Annotated in this window: 12 protein-coding genes; 10 read left to right on the top strand and 2 right to left on the bottom strand. The window is 57.0% G+C overall.

The genetic code is table 11. The features are described 5' to 3' along the window. Positions 1–17 precede the first annotated feature (17 nt). On the top strand, positions 18–1,370 hold the full coding sequence (yegD, locus tag CNE01S_RS12925) for a molecular chaperone (RefSeq protein ID WP_061276564.1): 1,353 nt from the start codon (positions 18–20) through the stop codon (positions 1,368–1,370). Between the two features lie 51 nt (positions 1,371–1,421). Here the strand turns inward: yegD and CNE01S_RS12920 are convergent, their stop codons facing one another. Continuing rightward, positions 1,422–1,718, bottom strand: a complete 297-nt coding sequence (locus tag CNE01S_RS12920) for a helix-turn-helix domain-containing protein (protein WP_061276561.1) — start codon at positions 1,716–1,718, stop codon at positions 1,422–1,424. Next, on the bottom strand, positions 1,702–2,067 hold the full coding sequence (locus CNE01S_RS12915) for a type II toxin-antitoxin system RelE/ParE family toxin (protein ID WP_061276559.1): 366 nt from the start codon (positions 2,065–2,067) through the stop codon (positions 1,702–1,704). The genes CNE01S_RS12920 and CNE01S_RS12915 overlap by 17 nt, the downstream gene beginning before the upstream one ends. Before the next feature lie 270 nt (positions 2,068–2,337). Here CNE01S_RS12915 and CNE01S_RS12910 point away from each other — a divergent pair, with 270 nt between their 5' ends. The 9 genes from CNE01S_RS12910 to yegS all read left to right on the top strand — a co-directional run bounded on the left by CNE01S_RS12910 (position 2,338) and on the right by yegS (position 16,329). Continuing rightward, positions 2,338–3,591 carry an MdtA/MuxA family multidrug efflux RND transporter periplasmic adaptor subunit gene (locus CNE01S_RS12910; RefSeq protein WP_061276557.1) on the top strand — a complete coding sequence of 418 codons (1,254 nt, stop codon included), beginning with the start codon at positions 2,338–2,340 and terminating at the stop codon, positions 3,589–3,591. Next, positions 3,591–6,713: an MdtB/MuxB family multidrug efflux RND transporter permease subunit gene (locus CNE01S_RS12905; protein WP_061276555.1), complete on the top strand. Its 3,123-nt coding sequence runs from the start codon at positions 3,591–3,593 to the stop codon at positions 6,711–6,713. Before CNE01S_RS12910 ends, CNE01S_RS12905 begins: the two co-directional genes overlap by 1 nt. Then, on the top strand, positions 6,714–9,797 hold the full coding sequence (gene mdtC / locus CNE01S_RS12900) for a multidrug efflux RND transporter permease subunit MdtC (RefSeq protein WP_061276553.1): 3,084 nt from the start codon (positions 6,714–6,716) through the stop codon (positions 9,795–9,797). Continuing rightward, positions 9,794–11,209 (top strand): MFS transporter, encoded by a 1,416-nt coding sequence (locus tag CNE01S_RS12895; protein ID WP_061276551.1) that lies wholly within the window; start codon positions 9,794–9,796, stop codon positions 11,207–11,209. The genes mdtC and CNE01S_RS12895 overlap by 4 nt, the downstream gene beginning before the upstream one ends. Then, a complete protein-coding gene (gene baeS, locus CNE01S_RS12890; RefSeq protein ID WP_061276549.1) occupies positions 11,206–12,600 on the top strand; it encodes an envelope stress sensor histidine kinase BaeS in 1,395 nt (464 codons plus the stop codon). The genes CNE01S_RS12895 and baeS overlap by 4 nt, the downstream gene beginning before the upstream one ends. Beyond that, positions 12,597–13,319 carry an envelope stress response regulator BaeR gene (baeR, locus tag CNE01S_RS12885; RefSeq protein ID WP_061276547.1) on the top strand — a complete coding sequence of 241 codons (723 nt, stop codon included), beginning with the start codon at positions 12,597–12,599 and terminating at the stop codon, positions 13,317–13,319. The genes baeS and baeR overlap by 4 nt, the downstream gene beginning before the upstream one ends. Positions 13,320–13,430: 111 nt before the next feature. After that, positions 13,431–13,688 carry a hypothetical protein gene (locus CNE01S_RS12880; RefSeq protein ID WP_061276545.1) on the top strand — a complete coding sequence of 86 codons (258 nt, stop codon included), beginning with the start codon at positions 13,431–13,433 and terminating at the stop codon, positions 13,686–13,688. Between the two features lie 129 nt (positions 13,689–13,817). After that, entirely contained in the window at positions 13,818–15,179 is a 1,362-nt protein-coding gene (gene trhP, locus CNE01S_RS12875) for a prephenate-dependent tRNA uridine(34) hydroxylase TrhP (protein WP_061276543.1), read from the top strand. A 250-nt stretch (positions 15,180–15,429) separates the two neighbouring features. Continuing rightward, positions 15,430–16,329: a lipid kinase YegS gene (yegS, locus tag CNE01S_RS12870; protein ID WP_061276541.1), complete on the top strand. Its 900-nt coding sequence runs from the start codon at positions 15,430–15,432 to the stop codon at positions 16,327–16,329. Positions 16,330–16,444 lie beyond the last annotated feature (115 nt).

The following is a 16,444-nucleotide window of genomic DNA, read 5'->3' as shown; positions in this document are numbered from 1 at the left end:
GGGGATAATTAAAGAAAATGAAAATCGGTTTTGACTACGGGACGGCGAACTGTTCTGTCGCCATTATGCGTGATGGAAAACCACAGCTGCTGGAAATGGAAAACGGCTCATCGCTGCTGCCTTCTATGCTCTGTGCGCCGACGCGTGAAGCAGTAAGCGAGTGGCTCTTCCGTCACCACGAAGTGCCGGCCACGGGCAGTGAAACCCAGGCGCTGCTGCGCCGGGCGGTAAGCTTTAACCGCGAAGAAGATATTGACGTGCTGCCCGGCAGCGTGAAGTTCGGTCTGAATTCGCTTAGCCAATACATGGAAGATCCGGAAGAGGTTTACTTCGTTAAATCGCCGAAATCCTTCCTGGGCGCTACCGGCCTGAAGCCGCAGCAGGTCGCGCTGTTTGAAGACCTGGTCTGCGCCATGATGCTGCACATTCGCAAGCAGGCAGAAAGCCAGCTTACCGGGACTATCGATCAGGCGGTGATTGGCCGACCGATTAACTTCCAGGGGCTCGGCGGCGAAGAAGCCAACCAGCAGGCTCAGGGTATTCTGGAGCGGGCGGCCCACCGCGCTGGCTTCCGCGACGTTGTGTTCCAGTTTGAACCTGTTGCCGCAGGGCTGGATTTTGAAGCCACGCTGCAGGAAGAAAAACAGGTACTGGTAGTCGATATTGGCGGCGGTACCACCGACTGCTCGGTGCTGCTGATGGGGCCTGAATGGCACCAGCGCCGCGACCGTGAACAAAGTCTACTGGGCCATAGCGGCTGCCGCGTGGGCGGTAACGACCTGGATATTATGCTGGCCTTCAAACAGCTGGCTCCGCTGCTCGGTATGGGCGGCCAGACGGAGAAAGGCATCGCGCTGCCGGTATTACCCTGGTGGAACGCGGTGGCGATTAACGATGTCCCGGCACAGAACGACTTCTACAGCACGGCTAACGGCCGCTCGCTCAACGAGCTTGTACGCGACGCGCGTGAGCCGGAAAAAGTGGCTTACCTGCAAAAAGTCTGGCGCCAGCGCCTGAGCTATCGCCTCGTCCGTGCGGCAGAAGAGAGCAAAATTGCGCTCTCTAACAGCCAACAGGTTGCCACCATGCTGCCGTTTATTGCCCATGAAGTGGGCTGCGACATCAGCCAGGAAGCGCTGGAAACCGCCATCAGCCAGCCGCTGCATCGCATCATGGAGCAGGTCACGCTGGCTATGGAAAACAGCAACGCGAAACCTGAGGTTATCTACCTGACCGGCGGCAGCGCACGTTCTCCGCTATTGCGCCATGCTCTGGCTCAACAGTTGCCGAACATCCCGATTGCCGGAGGTGATGACTTCGGCTCGGTAACCCAGGGGCTTGCCCGCTGGGCAGACGTCGTGTTCAGATAATCATCTCAAAACTCGACTCATCAACTAAACCGCAGGCCTTCTGCGGTTTTTTTATATCTGAAAACGCCTGTCCCTTTCCGGAAATTCCAGATGCAGCGAAAGTTTGCCGCCCAGGGCCTCAACGTAGCGCTTGAGAGTAAGGACCTTAAGATCGTTACCGCGCTGTTCGATGGCGGCTATCGCCGGCTGCGAAATACCCATTTTTTGTGCCACTTGCTTTTGAGATAGTCCCTGTTCTTCACGCACCAGCTGCAGGCCAGTTTCCAGAATTAAGACTTCGGTCATTTTTCGGATCTCTGCCTGGTCTTCGGGCGAGAACCCGGCAATCACTTCAGTTAAGGTTTTCATATTCACTCTCCAGGTCTGCAAGGTGGTGCGCCAGCTGCGTGTCAGCCACTTTTATCAATGCCTCATAAAACCGTTTGTTACCTGATTTATCTCCACCGCACAGCACAACGGCCCTGCGCCTTGGATCAAAAGCAAAAAATATTCGATACGGCTTCCCCCGCCACAGCAGGCGTAGCTCTTTCATATTAGGATAGCGGGAGCCTTTTACTGTATCAGCCTGCGGACGGCTCAACTCAGGCCCCCAGAACTCAAGATTTCCGAAGGCTGCCGCAAGCCGTTTGCGAAGATCCAAAGGCTGCGCCTGATACCAAAAATAGAAATAGTCGGTAAAAATTACGGTCCATGTCATCACTCACCTCATAAACTATAGATTATATTCATTGTATAAACCACAGTTTATTTTTCATTCCGTGAGGCGGCTATCTTTTACGCAAGACTATGCGCAACACCTCGGAAAAAGTGTCGAAGTGAACCAATTTATTTGGCCACGAAAACAGCACTTGCTCGAGATATGTTGCTAATCTGACAGTACTTCATATTTCCTCCATCATTACGGGGCTATTGATTACTAAACTAGTAACATTAAGCCTAATCGTTTCAGGAAGAGAACACGTCATTTATGAAAGGCACACAGACTTCTCGCTGGTTGTGGATTGCAGCATTTATTCTGGTGGTGATTGCCGCCGCCTGGTTCTGGAGAAGCCATAACTCCTCCCCGGAGAACCAACCACAGGCGAAAGCGGGCCAGACGCAAGCCCAGGGCGGCCGACGCGGAATGCGCGGCGGTGCACTGGCCCCGGTCCAGGCCGCAACGGCAACCAGTGAAGCCGTGCCTCATTATTTAACCGGCCTTGGCACTATCACCGCGGCCAACACCGTGACCGTACGCAGCCGCGTTGACGGGCAACTGCTTGCTCTTCATTTCCAGGAAGGTCAGCAGGTGAAAGCCGGCGATCTCCTGGCAGAAATCGACCCTAGCCAGTTTAAAGTCGCGCTGGCGCAGGCTCAGGGGCAGTTGGCTAAGGATCAGGCTACTCTGGCAAATGCTCGCCGCGATCTCGCCCGCTACCAACAGCTGGTAAAGACTAACTTAGTCTCCCGCCAGGATCTCGATACTCAGCTGTCGCTTGTAGACTCCACACTCGGCACGGTTAAGGCCGATGAAGCCAGCGTTGCCAGCGCCCAGCTGCAGCTTAACTGGAGCCGCGTTACCGCCCCTATCGACGGGCGCGTTGGCCTGAAGCAGGTCGATATTGGCAACCAGATTTCCACCGGCGACACCAACGGTATTGTCGTGCTGACGCAAACGCATCCGATTGACCTGGTCTTCACCCTGCCGGAAAACGACATCGCCACGGTGATTAAAGCACAGAAGGCCGGTGAAACGCTGAGTGTTGAAGCCTGGGATCGCACCAACACCACAAAGCTGAGCAGCGGTAAATTGCTGAGCCTTGATAACCAAATCGATACCACTACCGGCACCATCAAACTTAAAGCTCGCTTTGATAATCAGGATGACGCTCTTTTCCCGAACCAGTTTGTGAACGCCCGTATGCTGGTGGACACCCAGCAGAATGCCGTAGTGATCCCTGCGGGTGCCTTGCAGATGGGCAACGAAGGCCATTTCGTCTGGGTACTGAACAGCGATAACAAAGTCAGTAAACACCTGGTCACACCGGGGATTCAGGACAGCCAGAAAGTCGTGATTACCGCCGGCGTATCCGCAGGCGATCGCGTGGTGACCGACGGCATCGACCGCCTGACCGAAGGTGCGCAGGTTGAAGTCGTCGAACCGCACAGCGCGGCTGACGATAACGCGAAGCCTGCCACGCAGGCGAAATCTGGGCATAAACACAACGGAGCGCGCTCCTGATGCAGGTGTTACCTCCAGGTTCAACGGGCGGCCCTTCCCGCCTGTTTATTCTCCGGCCGGTTGCTACCACGTTATTGATGGTGGCTATTCTGCTGGCGGGGATCATTGGCTATCGCTTTCTGCCTGTTTCGGCGCTGCCGGAAGTAGACTATCCGACTATTCAGGTCGTCACTCTCTACCCTGGCGCCAGCCCGGATGTGATTACCTCGGCCATCACGGCGCCGCTTGAGCGCCAGTTTGGGCAAATGTCCGGCCTGAAGCAGATGTCATCGCAAAGCGCTGGTGGCGCGTCTGTTATCACCCTGCAATTCCAGCTCACGCTGGCGCTCGACGTTGCCGAGCAGGAAGTGCAGGCGGCCATTAATGCCGCGACAAACCTCCTGCCTACCGACCTGCCAAACCCACCGGTTTACAGCAAGGTCAACCCGGCAGATCCGCCCATCATGACGCTCGCCGTCACTTCAAGCGCCCTGCCGATGACGCAGGTTGAAGATATGGTGGAAACGCGCGTGGCGCAGAAAATTTCCCAGGTTTCGGGCGTCGGGCTGGTCGCGCTAGCGGGCGGCCAGCGCCCTGCCGTTCGCGTGAAGCTGAACGCGCCGGCGATTGCCGCACTTGGCCTGACCAGCGAAACCATTCGCACCGCCATCACCAGCGCCAACGTCAACTCGGCAAAAGGCAGCCTGGATGGCCCGGAACGCGCGGTCACGCTCTCCGCCAACGATCAGATGAAGTCGGCCCAGGAGTACCGCGATTTAATCATCGCTTACCAGAACGGCGCGCCTATCCGCCTGGGCGATATTGCCACCGTCGAACAAGGGGCAGAGAACAGCTGGCTTGGCGCGTGGGCGAACAAACAGCAGGCTATCGTGATGAACGTTCAGCGCCAGCCAGGGGCGAACATCATCGACACGGCGGACAGTATTCGCCAAATGTTGCCGACGCTAACCCAGAGCCTGCCGAAGTCGGTTGAAGTGAAGCTGCTTAGCGACCGCACCACCAATATCCGCGCCTCCGTTACCGATACCCAACACGAACTGATGCTGGCCATCGCGCTGGTGGTGATGATCATTTACCTGTTCCTGCGTAACGTTCCGGCCACCATCATTCCTGCTGTCGCCGTGCCGCTCTCGCTGGTCGGTACCTTTGCCGTGATGGTATTCCTTGATTTCTCGATCAATAACCTGACGCTGATGGCGCTGACCATCGCCACCGGGTTCGTGGTGGATGATGCCATCGTGGTTATCGAGAATATCTCGCGCTACATCGAAAAAGGCGAAAAGCCGCTGGCCGCCGCGCTAAAAGGTGCAGGTGAAATAGGCTTTACCATTATCTCCCTCACCTTCTCACTTATCGCCGTGTTGATCCCGCTGCTGTTTATGGGCGATATCGTGGGCCGTCTGTTCCGCGAGTTTGCCGTCACGCTGGCAATTTCTATTTTAATCTCCGCTGTGGTTTCGCTAACGCTTACCCCAATGATGTGCGCCAGAATGCTAAGCCACGAATCATTGCGTAAGCAAAACCGTTTCTCCCGTGCCAGCGAGAAGATGTTTGATAGCATTATTGCCGCCTATGGCCGCCTGCTGAGCAAAGTGCTGAACCATCCGTGGCTGACGCTTGGCGTCGCTTTTGGCACATTAGCGCTGACCATTGTGCTGTGGATCTTTATCCCCAAAGGTTTCTTCCCGATTCAGGATAACGGCATTATCCAGGGCACGCTGCAGGCTCCGCAGTCGGTCTCCTTCGCCAGCATGGCACAGCGCCAGCAGCAGGTGGCGGACGTGATTCTGAAAGATCCGGCGGTGGAAAGCCTGACCTCGTTTATCGGCGTTGACGGCACAAACCCGTCGTTAAACAGCGCCCGTCTGCAAATAAACCTTAAGCCGCTGAGCGACCGCGACGACCGCATTCCGACGGTTATCGACAGATTGCAGCAGAATGTCGCCAGCGTTCCGGGCGTGCAGCTTTATCTGCAGCCGATTCAGGATCTGACCATCGACACCACGGTGAGCCGCACTCAGTACCAGTTCACCCTGCAGGCCACCTCGCTGGACGAACTGAGCACCTGGGTGCCACAGCTGGAAGACAAACTTAAAACGCTGCCTCAGCTCGCGGATATCAGCAGCGACTGGCAGGATCGGGGGCTGATGGCCTATGTCAACGTTGACCGCGACAGCGCCAGCCGTCTCGGTATCACCATGTCGTCGGTGACCAGCGCCCTGTATAACGCCTTCGGCCAGCGTCTGATTTCAACCATTTATACCCAGGCCAACCAGTATCGCGTGGTACTCGAACATGACACCAGCACCACGCCTGGGCTAAGCGCGCTCGACAACATTCGCCTTACCAGCAGCACCGGCGGCAGCATTCCGTTAAGTGCGATTGCGAAGGTAGAGCAGCGGTTTGCCCCGCTGTCGATCAACCATCTCGATCAGTTCCCGTCCACCACTTTCTCCTTTAACGTGCCGGAAGGGCAATCGCTGGGCGACGCGGTGAACGCCATTACCTCGGCGGAAAAAGCGCTGGCAATGCCGTCTGATATCACGACGCAGTTCCAGGGCAGCACCCTCGCCTTCCAGGCCGCATTAGGCAGTACCATCTGGCTGATTGTTGCCTCAGTCGTGGCGATGTATATCGTGCTTGGCGTGCTGTATGAAAGCTTTATTCACCCCATCACTATCCTGTCGACGCTACCCACGGCGGGCGTTGGCGCGCTGCTGGCGCTGATGCTGGCGGGCGCCGAACTCGACGTTATCGCGATAATCGGCATCATTCTGCTCATTGGTATCGTGAAGAAAAACGCGATCATGATGATCGACTTCGCCCTGGCCGCCGAGCGCGAACAGGGCATGGCCCCTTACGAAGCGATTTACCAGGCCTGTTTACTGCGTTTCCGTCCGATTCTGATGACCACGCTTGCCGCGCTGCTCGGTGCGCTGCCGCTGATGCTTTCAACCGGCGTTGGCGCGGAACTTCGCCGCCCGCTCGGTATTGGCATGGTAGGTGGCCTGCTGCTCAGCCAGGTTCTGACCCTGTTTACCACGCCGGTGATTTATCTGCTGTTTGACCGCCTGTCGCACTACACGCGTCGCCGCTTCGGCCGACAGCATGAGGAGGCGTAAGTGAAGTTCTTTGCCCTCTTCATTTACCGCCCGGTGGCGACGATTTTATTGACCGTCGCCATTACGCTCTGCGGCGTGCTGGGCTTCCGCCTGCTGCCGGTTGCGCCGCTGCCGCAGGTCGATTTCCCGGTGATCATGATCAGCGCCTCGCTGCCGGGTGCGTCACCAGAAACCATGGCGTCGTCGGTAGCAACGCCGCTGGAGCGTTCTCTTAGCCGCATCGCCGGGGTCAACGAAATGACCTCGTCCAGCTCGCTGGGCAGCACCCGCATTATTCTGGAGTTTAATTTCGACCGCGACATCAACGGCGCCGCACGTGACGTACAGGCGGCGATCAACGCCGCTCAAAGCTTGCTGCCAAGCGGGATGCCGGGCCGTCCTACCTACCGTAAAGCCAACCCGTCCGATGCGCCGATCATGATCCTGACGCTCACTTCCGACACGCTGTCGCAGGGTGAACTGTATGATTTTGCCTCCACGCAGCTGGCGCAAACCGTGTCACAAATCGACGGGGTTGGCGACGTGGACGTCGGCGGGAGCTCTCTGCCCGCGGTGCGCGTGGACCTCAATCCTCAGGCGCTGTTCAACCAGGGCGTATCGCTGGATGCCGTCCGGACTGCAATAAGCAATGCCAACGTTCGCCGTCCTCTTGGTTCGGTAGAAGACAGCACCAGCCGCTGGCAAATTCAGACCAACGACGAGCTAAAAAAAGCGGCGAACTATATGCCGCTTATCGTGCATTACAATAACGGTTCGGCCGTGCGGCTGCAGGATGTCGCCAACGTCACCGACAGCGTGCAGGACGTGCGTAACGCCGGGATGACCAACGCTAAACCGGCGATTTTGCTGATGATCCGCAAATCGCAGGAAGCGAACATCATCGAAACTGTCGACCGCATTCGCGCCAAAATTCCCGAATTACGCGAAACCATTCCAGCTTCCATCGACCTGCAGGTAGCCCAGGACCGCTCTCCAACAATTCGAGCCTCGCTGGCCGAGGTAGAACAATCGCTGGTGATCTCCGTGTCGCTGGTGATTCTGGTGGTGTTTCTGTTCCTTCGCTCAGGGCGAGCGACCTTTATTCCGGCCGTGGCCGTGCCGGTGTCGCTGATCGGGACCTTTGCCGCAATGTATTTGTGCGGCTTCAGCCTGAATAACCTGTCGCTGATGGCGCTGACCATCGCCACTGGTTTTGTCGTCGACGACGCCATCGTGGTACTGGAAAACATTTCCCGCCACCTCGAAGCGGGCGTGAAGCCCATGCAGGCGGCGCTTCAGGGCGTGCGGGAAGTGGGCTTTACCGTACTGTCCATGAGCCTGTCGCTGGTCGCCGTCTTCCTGCCGCTGCTGCTGATGGGCGGACTGCCGGGGCGTTTATTCCGCGAATTTGCGGTCACGCTTTCGGTGGCTATCGGGATTTCGCTGGTGGTGTCACTCACGTTAACCCCAATGATGTGCGGCTGGCTATTGAAGAACCGGCCACCGGAAAAGAGAAACAAAAACCGTGGATTTGGTCGCCTGTTGATTGCCATGCAGGGCGGCTACGCGCGCTCGCTGAAATGGGTGCTTAACCATACCCGACTGGTGGGCGTGGTACTTCTGGGTACGATAGCCCTTAGCGTCTGGCTTTATATTGCCATCCCGAAAACCTTCTTCCCGGAGCAGGACACCGGCAGACTGATGGGCAATATTCAGGCCGACCAGAGCATCTCTTTCCAGGCGATGCGCGGCAAACTGCAGGACTTTATGAAAATCATTCGTGAAGATCCGGCGGTGGACAACGTCACCGGCTTTACCGGCGGTTCCCGGGTGAACAGCGGTATGATGTTTATCTCGCTCAAGCCGCTGAGCGAACGCAGCGAAACCGCCCAGCAGGTCATTGACAGGCTGCGGGGCAAGCTCGCGAAAGAGCCGGGGGCCAACCTCTACCTGATGGCGGTGCAGGATATTCGGGTCGGCGGCCGCCAGGCCAACGCCAGCTATCAGTACACCCTGCTGTCGGATGACTTAAGCGCCCTGCGCGAGTGGGAGCCAAAAATCAGTAAAGCGCTGGCGGCCTTGCCGGAACTGGCAGATGTTAACTCTGACCAGCAGGACAACGGCTCGGAGATGGACCTGATTTACGATCGCGAAACGATGGCTCGTCTGGGGATCAGCGTCTCGGACGCGAACAATCTGTTGAACAATGCCTTTGGTCAGCGCCAAATTTCCACCATCTATCAGCCATTAAACCAGTACAAAGTGGTGATGGAGGTCGACCCGCGCTACACCCAGGACATCAGCTCGCTCAACCAGATGTTCGTGATTAACGGCGAAGGGAAGTCGATTCCGCTCTCCTACTTTGCCAAATGGCAGCCGGCGAACGCCCCGCTGTCGGTTAACCATCAGGGGTTGTCTGCCGCGTCAACCATCTCGTTCAACCTGCCGGATGGGGTATCGCTTTCTGAAGCCAGTGCCGCCATCGACAGGACGATGACCTCGCTGGGCGTGCCGTCCACCGTACGCGGCAGCTACGCCGGAACGGCTCAGGTGTTCCAGCAAACCATGAACTCGCAGGTGATCCTAATCCTGGCGGCGATTGCCACGGTGTATATCGTGCTCGGCATGCTTTATGAAAGCTACGTTCATCCGCTGACCATCCTCTCGACGCTGCCTTCCGCAGGCGTTGGGGCGCTGCTGGCGCTGGAACTTTTCAGCGCCCCCTTCAGCCTGATTGCGCTAATCGGTATCATGCTGCTGATAGGCATCGTGAAGAAGAACGCCATCATGATGGTGGACTTCGCGATAGAGGCGCAGCGTAAGGGCGATTTAACGCCGGAAGAGGCCATTTTCCAGGCCTGCCTGCTGCGCTTCCGCCCGATTATGATGACCACGCTGGCCGCGCTGTTTGGGGCGTTACCGCTGGTGCTGACCAGCGGCGACGGCGCAGAGTTGCGTCAGCCGCTGGGGATCACCATCGTCGGCGGGCTGGTGGTGAGCCAGCTGTTGACGCTTTACACCACGCCGGTGGTTTACCTGTTCTTTGATCGACTGAGATTGCGCTTTAGCCGCAAAACCCGTGAAAGTAAGGCTCTGTCCGTATGACTGATTTGCCCACCGCCGTTCGCTGGCAGTTATGGATCGTCGCTTTTGGCTTCTTTATGCAGGCGCTGGACACCACGATTGTTAACACCGCCCTCCCCTCGATGGCGCATAGCCTGGGCGTAAGCCCGCTGCATATGCACTCGGTGGTGGTGGCCTACGTGTTAACGGTCGCAGTCATGCTTCCGGCGAGCGGCTGGCTGGCGGACAGGGTGGGCGTACGCAATATTTTCTTCACCGCGATTATTCTTTTCACCCTGGGCTCCCTGTTTTGCTCTAACGCCTCCACGCTCAACGAGCTTGTTCTGGCCCGCGTGGTTCAGGGAGTTGGCGGCGCAATGATGGTGCCGGTGGGCCGCCTGACGGTGATGAAAATTGTGCCTCGTGCGCAGTACATGGCGGCGATGACCTTCGTGACAATTCCGGGCCAGGTTGGCCCACTGCTTGGCCCCGCGCTCGGCGGCGTGCTGGTGGAGTACGCCTCCTGGCACTGGATTTTCCTGATCAATATTCCCGTCGGCATCGTCGGGGCGATTGCCACCCTGTGGCTGATGCCGAACTACACCATGCAAACCCGCCGCTTTGATATTTCCGGCTTCCTGATGCTGGCGTTCGGCATGGCGGCGCTGACGATTGCGCTGGACGGACAAAAGGGCCTGGGCATTTCCAGTGAAACGCTCGGGTTGCTGATCCTCGGCGGCGTTATCGCTATTCTGCTTTACCTGTGGCATGCGCGCGACAACGAAAATGCGCTGTTCAATCTCAATCTGTTCAACACGAAAACCTTTTCGCTTGGTCTGCTGGGCAGCCTGTGCGGGCGTATCGGCAGCGGCATGCTGCCGTTTATGACGCCGGTGTTTCTGCAGATTGGGCTGGGCTTCTCGCCGTTCCATGCCGGGCTGATGATGGTCCCGATGGTACTTGGCAGCATGGGCATGAAGCGTATCGTTGTGCAGGTCGTCAACCGCTTCGGCTATCGCAACGTGCTGGTCGTCGCCACGCTCGGCCTGGCGCTGATCACGCTGATGTTTATGGGTACGGCCCTGATGGGCTGGTTCTGGCTGCTGCCGGTCGTGCTGTTTGTTCAGGGCATGGTTAACTCCATGCGCTTCTCTTCCATGAATACGCTGACGCTGAAAGATCTGCCGGATGACCTCGCCAGCGGCGGCAACAGCATGCTCTCAATGGTCATGCAGCTTTCAATGAGTATCGGCGTCACCGTCGCCGGTCTGCTGCTGGGCATGTTTGGCCACCAGCAGCTTCCGGCGGGTGGGGAACAGGCTCACAGCATCTTCATGTACACCTACTTCTGCATGGCGCTGGTGATTGCCCTTCCGGCATTGCTGTTTGCCCGTGTCCCAAATGACCGTTCAGAAAACGCGGTAATTAGCCGTCGCAAAAGGAGCGAAACATGAAACTCTGGCGCTCCGGGATCACCGGGAAATTATTCCTCGCCATTTTTTCCACCTGCCTGCTGGTGCTGGCCATCATGCACTGGGGCGTGAGGTTAAGCTTTGAACGCGGCTTCATCGACTACATCAAGCGCGGTAATACCCAGCGCATTGAGATGCTGAGTGATGCCCTGGGTGAACAATATGCGCTGCACGGAAACTGGCGCTTCCTGCGGCACAACGACAGGTTTGTGTTTCAGATTTTACGTTCGTTTGAGCGCGACGGGGATGAAGCACACGGCATGCCCCCGCAGGGTTGGCGCACCAAGTTTTGGGTGGTCGATCAAAACTCTCAGGTACTGGTTGGCCCACGAGAGAAGCTTCCCCACGACGGGATGCGCAAAGCGATTAACGTCAATGGCCAGGACGTGGGCTGGGTGATTGCTTCCCCCATTGAGCGCCTGACCCGCAATACCGACATTAACTTTGACCGTCAGCAGCGGCGCACCAGCTGGATAATCGTTGCCCTCTCCAGTTTGCTGGCGGCAGCGGCCACCTTCCTGCTCGCCCGTGGCCTTCTGGCCCCGGTAAAGCGTCTGGTTGAGGGTACACACAAGCTTGCCGCCGGAGATTTTTCCACCCGGGTCGCGGTCGGCAGTCAGGATGAGCTGGGCCGGCTGGCACAGGACTTTAACCAGCTCGCCAGCACTCTGGAAAAAAACCATAAAATGCGTCGGGCTTACATGGCGGATATTTCTCACGAACTGCGTACGCCGCTGGCCGTTCTGCGCGGTGAACTGGAAGCGATTCAGGACGGCGTTCGGCAGTTTACGCCGGACTCAGTGACCTCACTGCAAATGGAAGTAGCCACCCTGACCAAGCTCGTTGATGACCTGCACCAGCTTTCCATGTCCGATGAAGGCGCGCTGGCCTACCAGAAAGAACCGCTGGATATTATTACGCTGCTGGAGGTTGTTGCCGGAGCATTCCGATCCCGCTTTGATTCACGCGGCCTGACAATACGCCTCGCTCTGCCGGACTCTGCCGTGATTTTTGGTGACGGGGACCGCCTGATGCAGCTGTTCAACAACCTGCTGGAAAACAGCCTGCGCTACACCGACAGCGGCGGGCAACTGGTGATCAGCGGCAAAATTGTGAATCAGCAGTTTGTGATGAGCTTTGACGACAGCGGGCCCGGCGTCTCGGACGAGCAGTTAAGCCAGCTGTTTGACAGATTCTACCGCGCCGAAGGTTCCCGCAACCGCGCCAGCGGCGGCTCCGGCTTAGGCCTGTCTATCTGCCAGAATATCGTGACCGCCCACGGCGGAACTCTAACCGCCTCCCATTCCCGCTTAGGCGGCGTTAGTATTATCGTTGAACTTCCTCTGGAAACAGAAACGTCGAGGACACTATGACCGAGCTACCGATTGACGAAAACACGCCGCGCATCCTGATCGTGGAAGATGAACCTAAGCTTGGGCAGTTGCTCATCGACTACCTCCGCGCGGCAAGCTATGCCCCTACTCTGCTGAACCACGGCGACCAGGTGCTGCCGTATGTCCGCCACACGCCGCCGGACCTCATTTTGCTGGATTTAATGCTCCCCGGCACAGACGGGCTGACGCTGTGCAAAGAAATTCGCCGCTTTTCGGAGGTCCCGATTGTGATGGTGACGGCGAAGATTGAAGAGATAGACCGCTTGCTGGGGCTGGAAATTGGCGCCGACGACTATATCTGCAAACCCTACAGCCCGCGCGAAGTCGTCGCCCGCGTGAAAACTATCCTGCGCCGCTGCAAGCGCCAGATGGCCATTTCCTCCGGGTCAGAGGAAAGCCCGCTGGTGATTGATGAAGGCCGTTTCCAGGCTATCTGGCGCGGTAAACTGCTGGATCTCACCCCCGCCGAGTTCCGCCTGCTAAAAACTCTGTCCCACGAGCCGGGGAAGGTATTCTCCCGCGAAATGCTGCTGAACCATCTGTATGACGACTACCGCGTGGTCACCGACCGCACCATCGACAGCCACATTAAAAACCTGCGCCGCAAGCTTGAAGCGCTGGATACCGATCAGTCGTTTATTCGCGCCGTTTACGGGGTAGGTTATCGCTGGGAGGCGGACGCCGGGCGGGTGATTTAACGCACGCCTCGGCTACCACTTTTAGTAGACTGCTCAGGAACGCCAAAAAGCTCTAAGCTAAGGCACTGGCTGGCCAACTTTGACCAGCGTCTGTCCGTCAAGGAGAGCGTCGTGGAAAAGTATGTTTTCTATAGCAGAGATATTGCCTTTAATGTCTACCCGAAATCCGCTCTTGGGGCAGAAGAGAAAAAGCAGCTTGCCGCTGGCGGGTTTCAAAAAATAGGTTTCGAGGTGCGGGCAAAAGACGAAGCCGATGCGCTGGACAAATTCATAGCCCACTTCAAAGAAAATACTGAGGCGCTGAAAGAGTACACCGAGAACATTGCCTTCGCGTCTCTCCTCTTCGTCGGTATTCCGCTTATCGCCTGAATCCGCAAGACGGTTTACTCCCCCGTCTTGCGGCGCTACAATTCCCGCCCTTAAATTGTGGTAATCCACTCGACTTTAGCCGCTTCACCCGGTGGAGCGGTTCTGACCTGATATCAGACCGAGAACTTCATGTTTAAACCAGAACTCCTTTCCCCGGCGGGAACGCTGAAAAACATGCGTTACGCTTTCGCCTACGGTGCGGATGCCGTTTACGCGGGCCAGCCTCGCTACTCGCTGCGCGTGCGCAATAATGAATTCAACCACGAAAACCTCCAGCTTGGGATCAACGAAGCCCATGCGTTGGGTAAAAAATTCTACGTGGTAGTGAACATTGCCCCGCATAACGCCAAGCTGAAAACCTTTATTCGCGACCTCAAGCCGGTTATCGACATGGGCCCGGACGCGCTGATCATGTCCGACCCAGGGCTTATCATGATGGTGCGCGAAGCTTTCCCGGCAATGGACGTTCACCTTTCCGTGCAGGCTAACGCCGTTAACTGGGCGACCGTGAAGTTCTGGAAGCAAATGGGGCTGACGCGCGTGATCCTTTCCCGCGAGCTTTCTCTGGAAGAAATTGCCGAAATCCGCGAACAAGTTCCTGAGATGGAACTAGAAATCTTCGTTCACGGCGCGCTGTGTATGGCGTATTCAGGCCGCTGCCTGCTCTCCGGCTATATCAACAAACGCGATCCTAACCAGGGAACCTGCACCAACGCCTGCCGCTGGGAATATAAAGTTCAGGAAGGTAAAGAGGACGACATTGGCAATATCGTTCACGTGCACGAGCCTATTCCGGTGCAAAACGTTGAGCCTACGCTGGGCGTCGGTGCCCCAACGGACAAAGTGTTTATGGTGGAAGAAGCCAAACGTCCGGGCGAATACATGACCGCCTTTGAAGACGAGCACGGCACCTACATCATGAACTCGAAAGATCTACGCGCCATCGAGCACGTAGAGCGCCTGACCAAAATGGGCGTCCACTCGCTGAAAATCGAAGGCCGCACCAAGTCCTACTACTACTGTGCACGCACCGCGCAGGTCTATCGTCGCGCCATTGATGATGCCGCTGCGGGCAAACCGTTTGACCCTACGCTGCTGCAAACGCTGGAAGGCCTGGCACACCGTGGCTATACCGAAGGTTTCCTGCGTCGTCATACCCACGACAGCCACCAGAATTACGAGTACGGCCACTCTATCTCCGAGAGCCAGCAGTTTGTGGGTGAGTTTACCGGCGAACGTCGCGGCGATCTCGCGGCGGTAGCGGTGAAAAACAAATTCCTGCTGGGCGACAGCCTGGAAATGATGACCCCGCAGGGCAACATCACCTTTACCCTGGAAACGCTGGAAAACGGCAAGGCTCAGCCGATTGACGTGGCCCCCGGCGACGGTCATACCGTATGGATGCCTGTACCTCAGGAGATAGCGCTCGATTATGCTCTGCTAATGCGCAATCTCTCTGGTCAGACAACCCGTAAACCGCACGCAAACTAGTGAATCAGGGTTATTTTTCGCGCTAAGACCATTCTTAGAAACCGATCACATACGGTTACACAAGATAACGTTATTATCCGCAAGCTGAAAAACATAACCCATAAATGCTAGCTGTACCAGGAACCACCTCCTTGGCCTGCGCAATCTCCCTTGCGCAGGCTTTCTTTTTTCTGCTGTTTCAGCCAGTTCTTACTCCCCCGCCCCCGCTTTGCTCTACACTTTGATAATGCTCATTTTTCTGAGGTAAGTCATGGAGACATCCCCGCTTTCATTTTTGATACTTAACGGCAAGGGTGCCGGTCATCCGCTGCTGCGTGAAGCCGTGCATACCCTCCGCGAGGAAGGTTACACGCTGCATATCCGCGTGACCTGGGAAAAAGGAGACGCGGAACGCTACATCAAGGAAGCCCTGAGCCTTGGCGTGGACACCGTAGTTGCCGGAGGTGGAGACGGCACAATCAATGAGATTGCTACCTGCCTCGCGAAGCTTTCTCCGGACAGCCGCCCGGCATTAGGCATTCTCCCGCTGGGGACGGCCAACGACTTTGCTACCAGCGCCGGTATTCCTGAGGATTTCGAAAAAGCGCTGCGCCTCGCGCTGTTCGGCAAAGCCGCCAGTGTCGACCTGGTGCAGGTGAATGAAGATGCCTACTTCATTAACATGGCGACCGGTGGATTTGGCACACGCATCACCACCGAAACGCCGGAAAAACTTAAAGCTGCGCTCGGCGGCGTCTCTTACTTTATTCATGGGCTGATGCGCATGGATATGCTAAAGCCGGATCGCTGCGATATTCGCGGGGATGGCTTTAGCTGGCAGGGGGACGCACTGGTGATAGGCATCGGCAACGGCCGCCAGGCCGGTGGTGGGCAACAGCTTTGCCCGGAGGCGTTGATCAACGACGGACTGCTCGAGCTGCGAATTTTTACTGGTGAAGACCTGCTTCCAGCGCTGCTAACGACCCTGACGAGCCCGGATAAAAATCCGAACGTGATTGAAGGTAGCTCGGCGTGGTTTGAGATTTCCGCCCCGCACGATATTACCTTTAACCTGGACGGAGAGCCGCTGAGCGGACGGCATTTCCGGATTGAAGTGCATCCGAATGCGCTGGCCTGCCGTTTGCCGCCTAATTGCCCGCTGCTGGGATAGCTTATTTCCCCCTCACCCTCCGAGGGGGGAAACAATGTCTGCTACTTCCCCCCTCTGTGCACTCTAATAGCTACATTTCCCTTCAAATCTTCCGGGATATATATATCACTCCGCA

The organism is Cedecea neteri NBRC 105707 = ATCC 33855 (assembly GCF_001571265.1).
Classification (GTDB): Bacteria; Pseudomonadota; Gammaproteobacteria; order Enterobacterales; family Enterobacteriaceae; genus Cedecea; species Cedecea neteri.
Note: the sequence above shows the minus strand (reverse complement) of the source record. Positions and strands in the feature narration are given on the sequence as shown.